At 42.0% G+C, this 18,351-nt stretch carries 19 protein-coding genes and 2 riboswitches; of the genes, 16 read left to right on the top strand and 3 right to left on the bottom strand.

Features of this window, described 5'->3' with window-relative positions; all coding sequences use genetic code 11:
* Positions 1-13 precede the first annotated feature (13 nt).
* From BLT18_RS12735 to sdaAA, 4 genes are all read left to right on the top strand, one after another.
* Positions 14-313 (top strand): iron-sulfur cluster biosynthesis family protein, encoded by a 300-nt coding sequence (locus BLT18_RS12735; protein ID WP_091274713.1) that lies wholly within the window; start codon positions 14-16, stop codon positions 311-313.
* A gap of 48 nt (positions 314-361) precedes the next feature.
* A riboswitch (glycine riboswitch) is annotated at positions 362-462 on the top strand.
* Positions 463-559, top strand: a riboswitch (glycine riboswitch).
* 246 nt (positions 560-805) lie between these two features.
* Complete coding sequence (gene glyA / locus BLT18_RS12730; protein WP_091274710.1) at positions 806-2,056, top strand: serine hydroxymethyltransferase; 1,251 nt, start codon at positions 806-808, stop codon at positions 2,054-2,056.
* Between the two features lie 17 nt (positions 2,057-2,073).
* On the top strand, positions 2,074-2,589 hold the full coding sequence (locus BLT18_RS12725) for a serine dehydratase beta chain (RefSeq protein WP_091274707.1): 516 nt from the start codon (positions 2,074-2,076) through the stop codon (positions 2,587-2,589).
* Positions 2,589-3,503 carry an L-serine ammonia-lyase, iron-sulfur-dependent, subunit alpha gene (sdaAA, locus tag BLT18_RS12720; protein WP_091274704.1) on the top strand — a complete coding sequence of 305 codons (915 nt, stop codon included), beginning with the start codon at positions 2,589-2,591 and terminating at the stop codon, positions 3,501-3,503. Before BLT18_RS12725 ends, sdaAA begins: the two co-directional genes overlap by 1 nt.
* Positions 3,504-3,598: 95 nt before the next feature.
* Here sdaAA and BLT18_RS12715 read toward each other — a convergent pair whose 3' ends face one another.
* Positions 3,599-5,419 carry a helix-turn-helix domain-containing protein gene (locus BLT18_RS12715; protein ID WP_245705267.1) on the bottom strand — a complete coding sequence of 607 codons (1,821 nt, stop codon included), beginning with the start codon at positions 5,417-5,419 and terminating at the stop codon, positions 3,599-3,601.
* A 159-nt stretch (positions 5,420-5,578) separates the two neighbouring features.
* Between BLT18_RS12715 and BLT18_RS12710 the strand changes: the two genes are divergently transcribed.
* The 6 genes from BLT18_RS12710 (at position 5,579) to BLT18_RS12685 (ending at position 12,307) form a co-directional block, all read left to right on the top strand.
* Positions 5,579-6,286 (top strand): DUF5058 family protein, encoded by a 708-nt coding sequence (locus BLT18_RS12710; RefSeq protein WP_091274698.1) that lies wholly within the window; start codon positions 5,579-5,581, stop codon positions 6,284-6,286.
* A gap of 19 nt (positions 6,287-6,305) precedes the next feature.
* Positions 6,306-7,034, top strand: a complete 729-nt coding sequence (locus tag BLT18_RS12705; protein WP_245705266.1) for a small-conductance mechanosensitive channel — start codon at positions 6,306-6,308, stop codon at positions 7,032-7,034.
* A 52-nt stretch (positions 7,035-7,086) separates the two neighbouring features.
* Positions 7,087-8,463, top strand: a complete 1,377-nt coding sequence (locus BLT18_RS12700) for an amidohydrolase (protein ID WP_091274695.1) — start codon at positions 7,087-7,089, stop codon at positions 8,461-8,463.
* A 370-nt stretch (positions 8,464-8,833) separates the two neighbouring features.
* Positions 8,834-9,859, top strand: a complete 1,026-nt coding sequence (locus tag BLT18_RS12695) for a glycoside hydrolase family 18 protein (RefSeq protein ID WP_091274691.1) — start codon at positions 8,834-8,836, stop codon at positions 9,857-9,859.
* A gap of 155 nt (positions 9,860-10,014) precedes the next feature.
* A complete protein-coding gene (locus BLT18_RS12690) occupies positions 10,015-10,665 on the top strand; it encodes a LytTR family DNA-binding domain-containing protein (protein WP_091274688.1) in 651 nt (216 codons plus the stop codon).
* Positions 10,666-10,789: 124 nt separating this feature from the next.
* Positions 10,790-12,307 (top strand): acetyl-CoA hydrolase/transferase family protein, encoded by a 1,518-nt coding sequence (locus BLT18_RS12685; protein WP_091274687.1) that lies wholly within the window; start codon positions 10,790-10,792, stop codon positions 12,305-12,307.
* A gap of 55 nt (positions 12,308-12,362) precedes the next feature.
* Here the strand turns inward: BLT18_RS12685 and BLT18_RS12680 are convergent, their stop codons facing one another.
* Positions 12,363-12,761, bottom strand: a complete 399-nt coding sequence (locus tag BLT18_RS12680) for an ArsI/CadI family heavy metal resistance metalloenzyme (protein WP_091274684.1) — start codon at positions 12,759-12,761, stop codon at positions 12,363-12,365.
* A 299-nt stretch (positions 12,762-13,060) separates the two neighbouring features.
* Positions 13,061-13,381 carry an ArsR/SmtB family transcription factor gene (locus BLT18_RS12675; protein WP_091274681.1) on the bottom strand — a complete coding sequence of 107 codons (321 nt, stop codon included), beginning with the start codon at positions 13,379-13,381 and terminating at the stop codon, positions 13,061-13,063.
* 184 nt (positions 13,382-13,565) lie between these two features.
* Between BLT18_RS12675 and BLT18_RS12670 the strand changes: the two genes are divergently transcribed.
* The 6 genes from BLT18_RS12670 to BLT18_RS12645 all read left to right on the top strand — a co-directional run bounded on the left by BLT18_RS12670 (position 13,566) and on the right by BLT18_RS12645 (position 18,340).
* Positions 13,566-14,282, top strand: coding sequence for a GntR family transcriptional regulator (locus BLT18_RS12670; RefSeq protein WP_091274678.1), 717 nt, complete (start codon positions 13,566-13,568; stop codon positions 14,280-14,282).
* Between the two features lie 193 nt (positions 14,283-14,475).
* Positions 14,476-14,898: a phosphonate C-P lyase system protein PhnG gene (phnG, locus tag BLT18_RS12665; RefSeq protein WP_091274675.1), complete on the top strand. Its 423-nt coding sequence runs from the start codon at positions 14,476-14,478 to the stop codon at positions 14,896-14,898.
* Between the two features lie 36 nt (positions 14,899-14,934).
* Positions 14,935-15,534 carry a phosphonate C-P lyase system protein PhnH gene (phnH, locus tag BLT18_RS12660; protein WP_091274672.1) on the top strand — a complete coding sequence of 200 codons (600 nt, stop codon included), beginning with the start codon at positions 14,935-14,937 and terminating at the stop codon, positions 15,532-15,534.
* Complete coding sequence (locus tag BLT18_RS12655; RefSeq protein ID WP_091274669.1) at positions 15,534-16,652, top strand: carbon-phosphorus lyase complex subunit PhnI; 1,119 nt, start codon at positions 15,534-15,536, stop codon at positions 16,650-16,652. The genes phnH and BLT18_RS12655 overlap by 1 nt, the downstream gene beginning before the upstream one ends.
* Entirely contained in the window at positions 16,642-17,508 is an 867-nt protein-coding gene (locus tag BLT18_RS12650; RefSeq protein WP_091274666.1) for an alpha-D-ribose 1-methylphosphonate 5-phosphate C-P-lyase PhnJ, read from the top strand. The genes BLT18_RS12655 and BLT18_RS12650 overlap by 11 nt, the downstream gene beginning before the upstream one ends.
* Positions 17,501-18,340: an ATP-binding cassette domain-containing protein gene (locus BLT18_RS12645; protein ID WP_091274663.1), complete on the top strand. Its 840-nt coding sequence runs from the start codon at positions 17,501-17,503 to the stop codon at positions 18,338-18,340. The genes BLT18_RS12650 and BLT18_RS12645 overlap by 8 nt, the downstream gene beginning before the upstream one ends.
* Positions 18,341-18,351: the final 11 nt, after the last annotated feature.

Genomic DNA, 18,351 nt, shown 5'->3' with positions numbered 1-18,351 from the left:
AAGAGGTGAAAACGTGGCGATTACGTTCAGCGAGACTGCACGAGAGAAGCTTCGTGATTTGACGTTGGCTGAAGGTCACGTATTGCGAATCGATGCAGACATGGCAGGGGGATGTGGAATATCAATGTCGTGTACGTTAAAACAAGATGAACCAAGGCGAATGGATAAAGTACTAGAATGCGATGGAATCAGCATACACATCGATTCTTTCACGGAACGTTATTTGGACAGCGACACACACATTGATTACACAGAAGAAGGATTGATTATCGAGGGGCAGGATTTCTCGAGCAGCTGCTCTTTCGATATGTAGATTTGATAACAGGGGAGTATTTGGAAATGACAATAAAATATTGTGCGGATGATTATTGTGGGAGAGACTAAACGTATCGTTTAGCACCGAAGGAGCAATTCTCTGCGGCAAGGGAATAATCTCTCAGGTAAAAGGACTGCAATAGGACGCATCTCTGGAGAGCGCGTGATGAACAAACACGCCACCAAAGGGGACGACTCTTTTTATAGATAGAGTGAAACTCTCAGGTACAAGGACAGAGGAGGATCAAGCATGTGCTATCCTTCTCTGTCTTTTTTTCAGCAGGATGGAAAGTAACAAAATGCTGTGCTTTTATCTCCAGTCCAAGTACTCAGCCGCTCACGTACACACGGTTTTTTCAGGAAGCTTGTGTTTGTCTTCGCATATATGTTAGCGGTGCACACAGGCTGGCAGTCTATATTTCGAGGTGTTCTTACAACCCTTCAAACACTGTTGCAAAGGTTGTTTTAGTTATATGAAGGAGGGATTTCTATGAGTATAAAACACAATGATCCTATTGTGTTTGAAGCGCTGGAGAACGAAAAAAATCGTCAGCGTTACACATTAGAACTGATAGCGTCAGAAAATTTCGTCAGTTCGGACGTTTTGGCAGCAATGGGAAGCGAGGCAACAAATAAATACGCAGAGGGATATCCAGGGAAACGCTACTATGGCGGATGTGAATTTGTTGATGTGATAGAACAAGAAGCATTACACCGACTGACAAAACTGTTTGGTGCAGCGTATGGAAATGTACAGCCTCATTCCGGAGCACAAGCCAATCTTGCCGTGTTTTACTCTTTATTAGAGCCTGGAGACAAAATAATGGGGATGGATCTTTCTCATGGTGGACACTTAACGCATGGGAGTCCGGTAAGTATATCAGGTAAATGGTTTGATGTAGTGTCGTACAAGGTGAGAAAAGATAATCATCTCATTGATTATGACGAGCTTGAAAGGCTGGCGCTAGAAGAGAAACCTAAATTGATTATTGCTGGAATCAGTGCGTATCCGAGAGTCATTGATTTTGCAAGGTTTAAAGACATTGCTGATAAAGCAGGAGCAAAGCTGATGGTAGACATGGCACATATTGCTGGCCTTGTTGCAGCGGGAGAGCATCCCTCTCCGTTTCCGCATGCCGATGTAGTAACCAGCACAACGCACAAAACATTACGAGGCCCTCGCGGCGGTATTATTTTAACAAACGACGAGGAAATAAGTAAGCGAATCAACAAAGCTGTTTTTCCCGGCATTCAAGGCGGGCCGCATATGCATATTATTGCAGCCAAAGCCGTTGCTTTTCAAGAAGCATTACAGCCAAGCTTTAAAGAATACACCAAACAGACTGTCGAAAACGCCAAAACACTTGGAATGGAACTGCAAAGAAAGGGAGCTGCCCTTGTATCTGGCGGTACTGACAATCACTTAGTGCTGATGGATGTACGCCCGTGGGATTTAACCGGCAAAGAAGCAGAACAATTGCTGGAACAGGCAGGCATTACGGCAAATAAAAATACGATTCCTTATGATCCTCAAAGTCCATTTGTTACAAGCGGCATTCGAATGGGAACACCAGCACTGACAACGCGTGGAATGAAAGAAGCGGACATGATTGATATTGCTCAAATTATTGCTGATGTTCTAAAAAGCAAGGGAGACAGAATGGTTCTTGAACATGCGAAAAAAGCGGTCAAGACAATTTGTGAAAAGTATCCGTTGTTTCAACCATCTATTTATGCGTAAGAAAGGAGCAGCCTCTTATGGAGTTTCGAAGTTGTTTTGATATTATCGGCCCAGTTATGGTTGGTCCCTCAAGTTCTCATACAGCAGGTGTCGTCTCGATTGGTACGTTTATCTATGAATGGCTTAGAGGGTCCCCTGAACGAGCGGATATTATTTTCTATCATTCTTTTGCTGAAACGTACCAAGGACATGGAACAGAAAAAGCTCTATTAGGCGGGTTGTTAGGAATGGATATGGCAGACTTGCAGGTGAAACAGGCAATCGAAATAGCAGAACAAGAAGGAGTCCATTATACACTCCAGTTTGAAGAGAGTTGTCCTTATTATGATCATCCAAATACAGTTGTTGTCCGCGCTAGGCGCAAAAAGCATGTTGTCACAGCTGGCGGTGTGTCGCTGGGAGGTGGATTATCGAAGATTTTCATGCTCAATGGAGAAATGGTGGATATTTACTTGCGTACAAGTGATGACATCTCTAAAGTTGCTGCACAGTATTGCCGTGATGAAGAAAGAGCAATGGAAGGTGGTGTATGATGGAGCTGAGTTCCATGAACGAACTGATAGAGGTGTGTACAAAAGAAAAGAAGAACATCGGTGAAGTGATGCTGAAGATGGAAGAGGAAAACTCAGCAAAAGACAAAGACACTATCGTTCAATTGATGGAAAAACGACTGAAACAAATGGAAGAAACAATACGCCGCGGACAAACGAGCACTGATTTGGCATCGAGTGGTATTTCAGGCGGCGATACGCGGAAAATGAATAATTATCTAAAACACCAGCAGCCGTTATCAGGAGACTACATTAGTGATGCAATGACCTTTGCTCTTGCCACATCGGAAAGCAATGCACAAATGGGAGTTATTGTAGCTACTCCTACTGCTGGAGCAGCTGGTGTGCTGCCGGGAGTATTGTTTTCCCTCCAGCGACATGCAGGTACTTCCTATAAAGACTTAGTGATGGGATTATTTACAGCCAGTGCACTTGGATATGTCATTGCGAACCGTGCGTTTGTTTCAGGTGCTGCTGGCGGATGTCAGGCCGAAATTGGGTCAGCCACAGCGATAGCAGCTGGGACCATTGTCGAATTAAAAGGCGGCACTCCTGAACAGGCAGTACATGCAGCGGCCATTGCCATGAAATCATTACTTGGCCTCGTTTGTGACCCGGTAGCCGGACTTGTTGAAGTGCCTTGCATTAAAAGAAATGTAATCGGAACGTCTATTGCTTTCTCATCGGCTGACTTGGCACTTGCCGGCATTGAAAGCCGTATTCCTTGCGATGAAGTGATTCAAGCCATGTATAATATTGGCAAAGATATGCCGTCTGCTCTTAGAGAAACAGCGCTTGGGGGGCTGGCAGCAACAGATACAGGCAAGCAAGTAAAAGAGCGTTTATTTGGCCAGAAATCGTCATGCCGGGTAAACAACAAGCCCAGAGACATGTGATGATGAACATGTTTAGGAAATATATGAAAAAGTCAGCTGAACTCATTCTAGTTTCGGCTGACTTTTTCCGCTGACAGCTGGACAGTCGTTTCGATTCATTGCTGGAATGTTTGAAAGAGATAGACTGCTAATTGAATGCTTAAATAATCTTCATAATGATCAAAGTTCATATGAAGCAGGTTCTCTGCTTTTTTTATACGATGGTAAAGCGTATTGGTGTGAATATGAAGCTCTTTAGCTGTTGTACTCATGGAACGATTATTTTTCACATAAGCCATGAGCGTATAAAGCAGGTCGTTATTTTTCTCTTTATCCAGCCATAACGTGCCAAAAACTTCTTGAAGGAAGGTATCGATTTCTTCTGTGGAATGGTGGATGAATAAACGGCTGATTCCAATATCCCGATAATGCAGACACCCCTTTTTCATTTGCTTTTTCAAATGCAGCAGGGCTTGTTCGGCTTTGTCCTGATTTTCCTGTGCCTGCCCGGGCCGATAGTGTCCTGAACTGATGCCGGCTCTGGCTGTTGCAGGATAACGTTCATTCCACCAGGTAATACTTGCTTGTATCATGTCGCTTATATGTTTTTCATCAACAGAAGCAGGACTTGATGCGAAAAACGTAATCTTATTGTTGTAGCTGAACAATAAGGTGTTATGCGCAGCCACTCTTTTTTTTAAGTGTGCGAGCAAAAGCAGTGCATCATTTTCAAGAGAATGCGCGTTCACATCTCCTTCGAGTTCAATGATAGCGGTTTGAAGAAAAGGGTAATGGTAAATACCTAAATCTCGAGCAAGCAGTTCCGCTTGTTTATGATTCTTTGTTTTTAAAAATTGTTGATACTGTTCATATGTTTTTTTATATCTAATTTCTGTCTGTGAGCGTTTTTTCATGATTTCAAGAGATAGAATAGGAGCCCCTTGTTCAAGAACAATGTGATCGAGTTCTGAAAGTGTGCTGTTTTCTTCTGTTATCAGACAACCTAAAAAGGTTGAGCCGGAATGCAGAGGATACACGTAGTATTCGCCGCGGTGTTCCTTGTTAATCCAAACATACGCCGGGTTGGTTCTATGTTGAAACAGAAGAAAGAGGTCATCCAAGTATTCTATGACTGGATCTTGCATCGGTGAAGACAGCTTCCCTTCCAGGTAATCTGCATAATAGATGTTCTTTTCCATAAGGTGGTTCATTTTTGAAAGAATGACATCCAAGCCTTTGTTTTGGATCGATAAACGCGTGAGCAGATTATGTGTCTCTGTTCGTTTGGCCAACAATGAGTTGACTTCTTTTAATTTTTCAGAAAGGCTGGTGATTTCTTCTAGGTTTGTTTGGACTTCAGCATGCATCTGTGCGTTATGTATAGCAATCGCAGCTTGGCTTGTAAAGCTTTGCAGAAGCAGAAGGTCGGTTTTGCTGTGTCCTTTTTCGTTATCGAAACAGTGCAGCGTCATCACACCAATTCTTTTGGAGCCAAAGGAAACAGGAACAGACATTAGCGATTTAATAGTCTGATTTAAACATTGGGCTTTTTCAATAAAAAATGCATTTTCTTCACTCAAGTCAAGCATATTGGCGTTGATTTCTTTCTCTGTATAAAGAAGTTTGACAGCTCCATCTCTGAACACTTTACCGGTAATAGATTCGCCTGCGTTTACCCGAAAGTGTTTAATATGCTCGTTAAACCCTGTATAAGCTTTTACAACTAATTGATGTGATTTTTCATCATACAGCTGAATATATCCTGCATTGGCTGTTTTAAATATACTTAACGCGTAACGCATGATTTTTTTAAGAACTTCTTCAAGGTTTAACGTCGAACTGATGACACGGAAACTTTCCATTAAATTTGTTAGGTCGTGCTGTGTTTTTTGATAGTCTGTTTTTTTATAGTGAGACACACGATTTTGCTGGCTCATCATCTTCCTCCCTTTTGTGTAATGCAACAATAAACTTCAATAATATTGTAGCTGTACACATTGAATGATTTGTCTGAATTATATAACATTTTATAAAACATGAAAATAAATAACACTCACTTGATGTTTGCTGGTGAGGTGTAAGAAGAGGGGGACAACATGGAAAGTGTTATGCAATTGGCTAATAGCACAGTGCTATGGATTTTTGCGCTGTTAGTAGCTGGAGTTGTCATTTTTCAAGCCATTACATTTATACGGCTTGCTGCAAAAACCAGTCCATCGGTTGGGTTAAGCCATGCAGAGGTACGAGCAGTAGTCCGAACGGGAGCTATAAGCTCACTAGGTCCTTCATTGGCGATCGTATTTGTTGTTCTTTCTTTAATGACGTTAATAGGAGACCCTCTGACATTGATGCGTATTGGCATTATTGGATCAGCCGCTATTGAAACAGTGGGGGCAAGTCTTGGGTCAGAAGCAGCTGGTGCTGATTTAGGATCTTCACAGTTTAACGAGCAAGCATTTACTAATGCCGTCTGGGTCATGTGTTTAGGTGGAATGGGATGGCTGTTGTTTACAGCATTGTTTACGAAATCATTGGGAAAAGCACAACAGAAATCAGCTGCAAAAAGCAAAAATGTAAACGCTTTAAAAGGGATATCTACTGCAGCGTTAATCGGCGCGTTTAGTTATCTCGGAGGCAGTGAAATGGTAAAAGGTGTCAGTGAATCAATTGTTTTAATTGCTGCTTTTATTATCATGCCGGTTATTCTTTGGACAGCGAACAGACCTGGGATGAAGTGGTTAAGGGAATGGTCATTAGGCTTAGTTGTAGTGATTGGAGTATTCGTAGGGTACTTTATATCGTAAAACAGAAAGGAGGACACAGATGGAGACGGAAAGTGTAGAGAAAACAGTGAATAGTAAAGGGACAGCCGGTTCTCAAGAATTAACGGATAACTCCCTGCTGAGCTTTGAGAAATTTCATGAAAAATCTCATTTTTGGGGCCGTTTAACGATATGGACCGCTATATTACTAACGTTAATGGTGCCCATGTATTTATCATTTGTGCTGGACCTGCATCCTGGTTGGACAGCCATTATATCAGGGTTTGCTGCCTATGCTTCTATCATCGCGTTTGTCTGGGTTATTGAACCAATCAGCTATTACCCGGTCTTAGGAGTATCTGGAACGTATTTAGCTTTCTTAACTGGAAATATAGGGAATATGTGTCTTCCTTGTGCCTCCGTTGCACAAAATGTTGTCGGGGCACAACCTGGAACGAAAAAAGGGGAAATTACTGCTACACTCGCCATGGCCACCGCTTCTTTAGTTAATATTTTTATTATTATGTTTGTTATTTTTGGTGGTTCATATCTGCTGAACTATCTGCCGGAATCGTTGACAGATGCCTTTCGGTTTGTCCTTCCAGCCATATTTGGCGGAGCCATTGCACAATTTGCTATTCAAAGGCCTTTATGGGGCGCTGTTGGAATTGCTTTTGGTTTGTTTGTAAATCTTGGGCCGGTGCCGCGCGCTCTGCAGACATTCTTATGTATACTTGGCACTGTCATTGTCTGTATGGCTCTCGATAGAATCAAGAAACAAAATAAATAAGTTCAAAACATCTTTGAAAACATTTTTTTTGCTTGCTTGGAGGAATCAATTGATGCATAAACAAAAGATAATAGAATGTTTGAATCGCAGCGAAACGGAATTTTCCGATATGGCTCAAAAGATATGGGAGCACCCGCAAATTGCTTATGAAGAAACGTTTGCCTGTCATTTGCAGAGTACCACACTCAAGGAAAGAGGATTTCAAATATCCGCGATAGATGGCATGGACACGGCATTTATTGCTGAATATGGAAAAGGCACACCGATTATTGGCATACTGGGTGAGTATGATGCACTGCAAGGACTCTCGCAAAAAGTAAGTCCTGTAAAAGAAGAAGTTACTCCCGATGGTTTCGGGCATGGGTGCGGCCACAACTTATTGGGGACTGCCGGGGTAGAAGCTGTCTTGGCATTAAAAGAGGTCATGGAAAAAGAAAATCTCGAAGGAACGATTCGTTATTATGGTTGTCCGGCAGAAGAAGTCCTTTCAGGAAAAACGTTTATGGCAAGAGCCGGAGTGTTTGATGATCTTGATTGTGCTTTAACGTGGCATCCGGGAACGTCGAACGAAGCAATGAATAAAAGTTTGCAAGCTCTAGTATCGGTCAAGTTTCACTTTCAAGGGATACCAGCACACGCAGCGGCAGCGCCTCATGCCGGCAGAAGTGCGCTGGATGCGGCAGAGCTGATGAATACCGGGGCAAATTATTTACGAGAACACGTGTTGGATGGGTCTCGCATTCATTATACGATTACTAATGGAGGAGATGCGCCAAACATTGTTCCGGAAAAGGCCAGTGTGTGGTATTTTTTACGAGCAGCGAACAAAAAAGAAGTAGATCATATGCTTGAGCGATTAAAAAAAATAGCTCAAGGAGCAGCACTAATGACAGAAACCGAAGTTTCTTCAGACATTCTAGCTTCTTCCTATGAAACACTGCCAAATGCTGCGTTAAATGACGTTATGTTTCAGAATATGAAAGAATGGAATCACATGAATTTTTCCGATGAAGAACAACGTTTTGCTCAGGCGTTAGTACAATCCATTCGTTCAGAGCGAGAAGCTGAGAAAGAAAATGTACTGTCTGTAGAATGCATCAATGATAAATCGGAAAAAGGGCAGTCGTTTCCAGCTTCGACGGATGTAGGAGATGTCTCGTGGATTACACCAACAGGTTCTGTATTTACAACTTGTGCTCCGGCAGGAGTTCAGCTCCACTCTTGGCAGGCAACTGCGTCATTTGGATCTACTATTGGATTTAAAGGTATGCACCTGGCGGCGAGAACGATGGCGTTATCTGCATACGATTTACTGCAAAATGAAGACATTGTAGCTGAGGCAAAAAAAGAGTTTCAAATCAGTACGAAAGGTCAGTCCTATGTACCTGGGATTCCAAATGACGTAAAACCTCCTGCACTACATGTGTAATATCCATTATTCCCGAATAAGACCACAGGAAAAAGGTCTTGTTCGGGTTTTTGTCGTTATGAGTCGAAAAAGTTTCGCTTCAAACAGACTACACGGATGTTAAATGGAAGCAGCGCAGGCGAAGTTATATTGTATGGGTGACTGCGGATTATTTCCTGGGAAAACAAGCATACGAATACCTGGACTTTTGAAGCTGCGAAAATATGGCTGTCCATTCCTTTTCAAGCCTAACGTTCAATTGTAGCAGATTCATAACTTTGCTATTCTTTATAAAGAAGCTCCATGTTAGAAAGGAAAGTTGATATTGAAAAAGCTCTACTTTTTTCTAACGATAACTGCCGTATTCACTGTTTTAGGAGGGATCTTTTTCATGTACACTGTATCAAGCAACCGTACAGAACAAGGTCAAACGTTGCCGGAAGATCACACATCAAAATTGGATGATGAACCAGTTTTAATGGGATATGTGCAAGATTTTAGAGACCCGGATTCGATTGATTACTCCAGCTTATCACATGTTGTTTTTTCATTTGCTCATCCTGAAAAAGATGGAAGTCTTACGATAAATGATGAGATGATGGTACATCTTCGAAAAACGGTGCAACATGCTAAGCAGGAAGATACGAAGGTACTGCTTGCTGTAGGTGGTGCCATTCATGTAAAAGGCGGGTCTTCTTATGAATATTTTAAAACTGCTATTAAAAACCCAGATTCTCGTTTGAAGCTGATAGAGGAGATTATTACTACTATAGAAAAAGAAAATTTAGATGGAGTGGATATTGATTTTGAACATCCCCGTTCAAAAGAGGATGCACATTATTTAGCTGCCTTTACGCAGGCCCTCGGAGAACAGCTTCAATCAAATGACAAAGAGTTATCGATTGCTGTACATGCCAAGGTTCATAGTGAAACAGGAGATGAAGTGAAAGAGGTGGTGTATGACTCATCCATGTTTCAGCATGTGGATTATGTTAATATAATGGCCTATGACGGCCAATGGGACAGCGGATATAACGCTGAAAATTTATCACCATATCCATTTGCTGAAAATGTTGTAAACTACTGGTCCAGCTTGTTTGATAAACATGGAATATCAAAAAGCAAGCTGGTATTAGGAGTGCCTTCCTATGCTCAGCCAGAAAATGAAAACGATCAGCAAATATCATATAATGCTGTCATTGAGAATGGATCTGCATATGCTGAGCGAGACAGCATAAGAGTGAATGGGACAACCTACCATTATAATGGAAAAGAAACAGTAAGGAAGAAAACAAATCTTGCGCTTGACAGCGGGTTTGGTGGAATGATGCTGTGGGAGATAGGACATGATGCTGAAGGTACACACAGTTTAACCAGTATTATTCACAGGGAGCAGAGAAATCGAATGGCTGATTAGTTTAAACAACAAAAAGTAAAAAATAACCATAAAACCATGTGTTTTCTACGCAAAAAGGCGGTTCATCTCCCCTTTATTTTTGGGCTGCACCCTGCATAAAATAGAAGAGGGAGTCTTCTCGCCTAAGATGATACAAGCCATAAGGGAGGGGAAAAGTGGTGAACTTTTCGGTATCTGCGTTGATGGAAGGCTTCGAAGAGTTGTTTCCGAAAGAAACCTCTTTTGCCGTTGCTGACTCTAAGCGTTTTATCTACTATAAACCCAGCAGCAAAATAGATTTGCAAATTAAACCTGGTGATGAAATTAAAGAAGATACAGTCACCTATAAGGCATTATCGGTTCAGCAGAAAATATCAGAACACATTCATAGTAAAGTGTTTGGTATTCCGTATTATGGTACATCTGTTCCTATTTTAAATAATGGAAATCCTCAAGGCTGCATCACAGCTATTTTATCTACAGAACAGCTGCGGTTTCTTGCTGATTATCTGACAGTGCGGATAGGAGAGTGCTGGAAGCCGGTTCCTCACAAAGAAATTATGTTTCTAGAAGCGCAAAACAGAAAGACGTGGGTGCAGTCGGAGAGAGGAACGGGAACGAATAAATTTAAATTGAGCGAGCTGGAGTATATTCTGCCGAATGATTTGTTTTTCCGCTGTCATCGTTCGTATATCATCAATATTAACTATATCGCTGAAATACAGCCGGATTCTCATTCTACTTTTTTATTAATTATGAAAGATAAAAGCAAAGTGCCGGTCAGTCAAACTTACGCCAAACATTTCCGTAAACTCCTCGCTTTTTAATATGCTGTTTTATGTTTTTCATATGCTGGCTCACGTCATTTTTAAGCCTTTTCAGTCAAAAAGACGTGAGAAGCAGCGTGAGCGCTGATAGAATTATTAGAAAATTAGAAGTGAGGGGATTACTATGAATGAAAACATTCAAAACCTTTTACGTGATCAGCGCTTACAAGACCGTATTGTGACAGAAGAAACAGCAGCAGCTTGGATAAAAGACGGAATGACACTCGGGTTAAGTGGATTTACTCGGGCTGGAGATGCCAAAGCTGTTCCTTCTGCACTAGTAGAAAGAGCAAAAAATGAACACTTGAAGGTGAATGTGTATACAGGAGCTTCCCTTGGTTCTGATATTGACAGAATCATGGCTGATGCCGGAATCATTCACAAACGTCTTCCTTTCCAAGCAGATGGAACAATGCGGAAAAAGATTAATGAGGGAGATATGTATTTTATCGACCAGCATTTGTCCCATACAGCGGAATTCCTGCGTAATGACGTATTGAGCTCGATTGATTTTGCAATTGTGGAAGCGGTTTCTATCACAGAGGATGGATTGATTGTGCCTTCTACGTCAGTAGGGAATTCTTCCATTTTTGTAGAAAGGGCAGAATCTGTCATTGTAGAATTAAATCTTGCCCAGCCCCAAGCTTTCGAAGGCCTGCACGATATTTACGAGTTAAACAAACAAGGAGAGCGACAGCCGATTCCGTTGATGAATGTGGATGACAGGATGGGTTCTATTGGTATTCCTGTTGACAGCAAAAAAATCAAGGGAATTGTCGTGACTAATCAGCCAGACTCTCCATCTCCTATTACGCCGCCCGATGAAGAAACAGCTGTGATGGCCAATCACTTAATTGATTTTTTGAAAAAAGAGAATGAGCTTGGACGTTTGCCAGATAACCTTGCTCCATTACAATCCGGAATTGGCACCGTCGCAAATGCCGTGTTTCACGGGTTGTTAGATTCTGGTTTCACAGACCTTGAAGTATATTCAGAAGTACTGCAGGATGCAGTGTTTGATTTGCTGGATGCTGGAAAAGTCCGGTTTGCTTCAGGCTGTTCCATTACCCTGTCGCAATCTAAATTGGACGAGGTCTTTTCCAATCTGGAACGTTATAAAGACCGGCTCGTATTGCGTCCGCAAGAGATCTCCAACCATCCTGAGGTTATCCGCCGATTAGGCTTGATTTCTATCAACACAGCATTAGAGGCCGACATCTATGGAAATGTCAATTCCACTCATATTCAAGGAACAAAGATGATGAATGGCATTGGCGGATCCGGCGATTTTGCCAGAAACTCCAGGTTAGCTATTTTTGTAACGAAATCGATTGCCAAAAATGGTGATATCTCTAGCATCGTGCCGTTTGTGCCTCATGTCGACCATACAGAACATGACGTGGACGTGCTTGTCACAGAACAAGGTTATGCCGATCTTCGCGGCCTTGCTCCGAAAGAACGGGTGCCGGTGATTATCGAGAATTGTGCTCATCCATTGTATCGTGAGCAGTTGTATACATACTTTGAAGAGGCTTGTGAAAAAGGAGGACAAACTCCGCACGTATTAGAAAAAGCATTGTCGTGGCATACAGGATTTTCTGAAAACGGTACGATGCGCCAGCCTGTGTTAGAGCAGTCATGAAGCAATATAACCCTCAAGGCTTGTAAGCTTTGAGGGTTTTTCCTTTATGAAACATCTAGCTGCAGTAAACGTCGGTACGATCTTTTATTTCAATATCTTGCTTGGTGTAGAAAAACTCCCATTCATTCCCATCAGGGTCTGTAATCCAAAATTTGTCCTGCAGTGCATAACAGCATTGAGTGTTTTGTTCCTCTCGTGTGAAAAAGCCAAGCTTTTCAAGGCGCTGTTTGTGAAAGTCAATGTCGCGCTGGCTGCCGACTTGAATGCCAAAGTGATTGACTTGATTGCCGGATACGTTAGAATGAACGTTTAACGTAAAGTGTAAGTCAAATTGTTTGGGTTCATATTTGGCATAGTCGTCTTTGACCTTTACAGGTTTTTCTCCAAAAATTTTTGTGTAAAAATCAATCGAGCGCTCCAAGTCAGCAACATTTAATCCAACATGTGCTTTCATCTCATTTCCTCCTTTTATTGTGGTAAGAAAATATAGAATGTCAGCATGGGTCGGTTATCGACGCAGGCAGCATGTTAAGGACATCAGTATAAGATCGGCTAGACAATCCGCGGACTCTCAGGGCGGGAATCAGTTCGGTATTGTCACAGGACGTGCTTCCACAGGAGGTGATGGCTTCTGTGTTGCAAACAGAACGTTCGCGAACGCAGCAGAAGTTCTTTGACCTTAGCTGAACTTCCTTCTTTCAAGGCGCTAGCCAAGTTTTCTTCATCAAAAAAAATTGATGTAAAAGACAAAAATTAATCGCTGCGGAACAAACAGCAAAGCTCTTCCGAAAGCAAATGATTCATTTGCTGGTGATTTAATGTATAGTAGCTCCACGTTCCCCTTGTTTCTTTTTCAATGAGAGCCGCATCCATTAAAATTTTTAAATGATAGGAGAGTTTTGATTGCGGTAATTGCAGTTTTTCTGAAAGATCACATACACAGACTTCGCCGTGCTTCGTAATTTCTTGCAAGATATGGAGCCTTTTCTGATCAGCCAGTGCTTTAAACTTTTTTTCATATGTCGAAAACGTATGTGTGAAAGAGACATCTGTCAACGGCAGCTCCTTTTGCAAATGATATCCTCCTTTTATCAATTTTTTTTGATGTATAAAAAGTATAGCGAAGAATGATGAAAAGCACAAGGAAGGCGCCAAAATAATTTAGTGTTATAAAGAGGAGGAAAGTTATTGACAGACAAAGAAAAGTGGCGAAGTATAAATAGTGACTCCTTTAAATAAAGGAAAGGAGAGGGTGTGTATGTACAATAAAGAAACACAGATTATCGATGAAATCATGCAGCTGATGGTTAATAAAGCGTTAACGTCAGGGCAAAAACTGCCTTCTGAAAACGCACTGGCAAAGAAGCACAATGTACCTCGCATGACCGTAAGGAATGCACTTACCACATTAGAAGAGCGGGGCTATATTTATTCTGTGCAGGGAAAAGGGCGTTTTGTCAAAGAGAAATCCATGCAAATTGAGTTGCATCTAACAGGAAAAAAGAGTTTTACAGATAAGATGGAACAGTTAGGGTATGATTTAACGACAAAAAATATTTGCTGTGAGAAGATAAACTATGATGAAAAAATGTACCGCCGTTTACAAGCAGACAAAGATGATAGTGTCTATAAGATTGGCCGGCTGCGCTGGATTGACGATGAGCCGATGGCAATTCATTATTCGTTTGTTCATGCGGCTAGGTTTCCGAGCATTGCTGGGGATGGTCCGAATATCACATCTATGTTTGCTTACTACCGCAAACAGGGATACCACGATTTTACGAGTCAAAAAAACGTACTCAGCGTTACATTTCCAACGGAATATGAACAAAAGCTGTTGTCTTGTAAGCGCATGGTGCCGCTGATTTTAGTGGAAAGCGATTGTTTGGATGCAGACTCTAAGCAGGTGTTAGAGCACACAAAAATCTTATACCGCAGTGATACATTTAAATATGACATTTCAATGGATGCATGATACATAAAACAGGCTCGAAAGCTTTAATGGCTTTCGAGTCTGTTTTTTTAATGATAAGAACGGGTCATAGCTGGCGTTTTTCTTTATGTTTACATTTTTAAGAAAGTTTACAAACACTTAAGGATAGCTTCACACACAACAACTTGGCGACAAGTTACGATGAGTATGTAAAAAAAGGAGGTTGGACATTTCAATGAACAGACGCCGAAGAACAAAAATTCTCATTGATGGCGATTGGTGTTTGGCAAAAGGTATGGCAGACGAGGTTACACAACGCTACAACTGCCAAAATATTATTGCTCCGCGTCAAGGTTTGACGATGGTCCGTATGAGAGAATCCGCAAAGAAATCATTATTTTACATAGGAGAAGTACTTGTCACAGAGGCAAAGGTGGAACTGAATCAATGCATTGGCATTGGAATTGTCGTTGGCATCCATGAAGAGATGGCCAGACAGCTTGCGGTTATTGATGCTGCGTATAAAGCAGAACTTCCAGAAACAAAAAAATGGGAAGACCGTTTGTTAAAAGCGGAACAGCTCATTAAAAAAGAAAAATCGAAACAGCAGACAGAGTTGTTCGAAACTACCGTTAATTTCGAAACGATGGACGTGTAAAAGAAGCGATAAAACAAAACAAGGGGGAGATAAAAGATGATGGTTGACCAAATTCATGATACACAGCACGTTTACCGAAAGCTGCTGCACAGCATGTCACGGCCAGGCACAATTTCATCGGTTCAAAAGGCGGCTTCACATGTTCATAAACGACAGCTGTGTTTTGACAGTACCTTCCTTAGTGCATTAACGCTGCTTGATGGAGAAGTGACGTTTCATGTTCTTTCCGATTATTCTCAGCAAGCCTTTGCTGCAGCTATTGCAGAATACACACTAGCGAAATTTGCATCCATCGAACAGGCAGATTATATTTTTGTGCTGGATGATGCTAGTGAAGCCAGTCTTTTAACGGCGGTGAATCACTGTAAAAATGGCTATCTCATTAATCCTCAGTTCTCCGCCACGCTCATTATAGAGAGTTCTCCTGTCACACATGATCATCAACTTTTGTTAACAGGTCCCGGGATCAAAAACGAAGCAACACTGCAAACTGGATGCTCCCCATCCTTTTGGGAAGCAAGAAATGTTCGCACGAAAGAATATCCTTTAGGAATTGATGTCATTTTCACAGATGAAACAGATCAAGTGGTCTGTATTCCCCGAACGACATCAGTCGCGTATGCGGAGGTGGAATAATGGGTTATGTAGCAGTAAAAGGCGGTACGAAAGCGATTGAAGCATCGAAAAAGCGTTTGAAATATGAACGTTTAAAAGATGGTGAGATTATAGAAATAAAAACGATTCTTTCGTCCATGAAGGCATTAGTCGATCAAGTTATGTCAGAGGCCAGCTTCTATTCACCGTTTTTAGCCGCTTTGGCTATTAAACAAGCAGAAGGAAGTATGGAAGAAGCTGTGTTTTTAATGAGAGCACACCGCTCGACGCTGCCGCGTCTTTATTACAGCCAAACCGTAGAGACAGAATCGATGTTTGTAAAGCGACGGATTTCTGCAAGTTTTAAAGATATTCCCGGAGGCCAAATGTTAGGCGCCACCTATGATTACACGCACCGTTTGCTTGATTTTGAATTAGCAAAAGAAAACACCGTCGATAACCACCAATGGTTACAAGCATACAAACAGGAATTACAAGATGTTTCAAGAGAGGACGACATACAGTATTTTCCAAAAGTTGTAGATTATTTGAGAGAAGAAGGTTTGTTTGAAGAATACGAAGATGACAATACTTCTCCCATGGATATAACCAAAGAGAGCATTCAATTTCCAACACCTCGAAGCGCTCGGCTGCAAACTTTAACCCGCGGTCAAACGGGAGCTGTTACATCACTTGGATATGCGTCATTGCGTGGGTATGGACAAGTTCACCCAACAGTTGGCGAAGTGCGGGTGGGGGATTTGCCTATTTATGTAGACCATCCGACTGAAAACAACGAAAACGCTGAAGACAATGACTTTTACATCGGGGAGATAACAGTGAGCGAAGTAGAATCTTTCGTGCCTGTTTCGATTAAAAACGATCGGCATGATGAAGAGCTGGAATTTGAAATAGGGTATGGCGTGTGCTACGGCCAAAATGAAACGAAAGCCATTGCGATGAGTATTCTCGATCAATGTTTAGAACATCCTGAATTTGATTTTCCAACGCACAGTGAAGAATTTGTGTTGCTGCACATTGATTCGGTGGAATCAACTGGATTTATTTCTCACTTGAAACTGCCTCACTACGTAACGTTCCAATCAAAACTCGATAGTATACGCCAAGTCAAGAAAGGGGCGACAAGTAATGAAAGCTGACACCCATTTTGCTTTTTTTGATGAAGGATCGAAAAAAGAGATACGTCGTGCTGTGCTGCATGCTGTGGCTATTCCGGGATACCAGGTGCCATTTGCATCAAGAGAAATGCCGATTGCCCGCGGCTGGGGAACAGGAGGATTGCAAATCACTCTCTCTATTATCGGAAGAGAAGATGTGTTAAAAGTGATTGATCAAGGAGCGGATGAGTCGGTTAACGCGGTCAGCATAAAAAAACTCGTGCAAGACACAACCGGTGTTCTCACCACCGAAAGCACACAAGACGCATCTGTTATTCAGTCTCGCCACCGTATTCCAGAAGTACCGCTGACAAAAGAGCAGATTCTTGTGCTGCAAGTGCCAATGCCAGAGCCGCTCCGACCGGTAGAAGCAAGTGAATACCAGACAAAACGCCTTCATGCAGAAGACGAATACAGCGGGGCATGGCTTTTGTTGTTCGAACAAATCATGAAATATGGAAGAACCGCTACGGATGCGGATCATCCTGTCGTAGTCAATGACCGCTATCTGATGGCGCCCAGCCCTATTCCACGATTTGATAATCCAAAAATGCACCAGTCCGAAGCATTAATATTACTTGGTGCAGGCAGAGAAAAGAAAATTTATGCAGTGCCTCCTTACACCGATGTCACTTCTTTAGCATTTGACGATTATCCGTTTACAGTGGAGTCGTTTGAAGGCAAGCGCTGCCGTCTTTGTGGGGCGGAGGATGTCTTTATGGATGAGCTGATTGATGAAGAAAACGGTGAAACCGTATATCAGTGCAATGACACAAGTTATTGTCTGGAGAGATTGAATCAACAAGCGAAAGCCGAGGTGGAAAAAGAACATGTTTGAAGAAGCACTGCTGCACGTTTGTAACTTAAATAAACAATTCGGGTCTGGCTGCAGTCAATGCAGCAATCCATCGTCGAGAATGTTAGAGAAAAATTACTGTCCAGCATGCGGAACAGTATACGCATGTCAAGATATCTCTTTTGATTTATTTCCAGGCGAAATTCTCGGTATTGTCGGTGAGAGCGGCAGCGGAAAATCGACGATGATGCAGTGCATGTATTTTGATGAAGAGGTGACATCAGGCGAGGCATTTATAAATGATACAACTCTTGAGGGAGAGAATGTGTTTGCACTGTCATCTCAGAAAAAGCGCTATATTCGCAACAATAAATATGGAATGGTGTATCAAAATCCTGTCCACGGATTGAAAATGAATTTTTCATCGGTTGGCAATATAGCAGAAAAGTTAATTGCAGCGGGAAACCGTCATGTAGCCGATATGGAACAGACGAGCAGGGAGCTGTTAGAAAGTGTCCATATCCCGCTCTTTCGCATGAAAGAAGAGCCGCAGTACTTCTCGGGCGGGATGCAGCAGCGTGTGCAAATTGCTAAAGCTCTCTCGAATAATCCGCCGGTTTTATTTCTGGATGAAGTAACGACGGGACTGGATTTATCCGTCCAAGCAAACGTATTGGATTTAATTAAGAACATTCAACGAGAGTCTGGCATCAGCATGATTGTTGTTTCTCATGATCTTGCGGTCATTCGGATGCTGGCCGACCGAACTATTGTGATGTTGAATGGTTCCATTATTGAAGAAGGTTTAACAGATCAAATATTAGAAGACCCGCAGCACGCTTATACGCAGCAATTAGTTTATTCACTTTTATAGGGGGCAGGCCA

Source organism: Alteribacillus persepolensis, from assembly GCF_900099605.1.
In the GTDB taxonomy this organism is placed as follows: domain Bacteria; phylum Bacillota; class Bacilli; order Bacillales; family Marinococcaceae; genus Alteribacillus; species Alteribacillus persepolensis.
The sequence above is the reverse complement of the archived record's forward strand: the minus strand, read 5'-3'. Positions and strand labels throughout refer to the sequence as shown.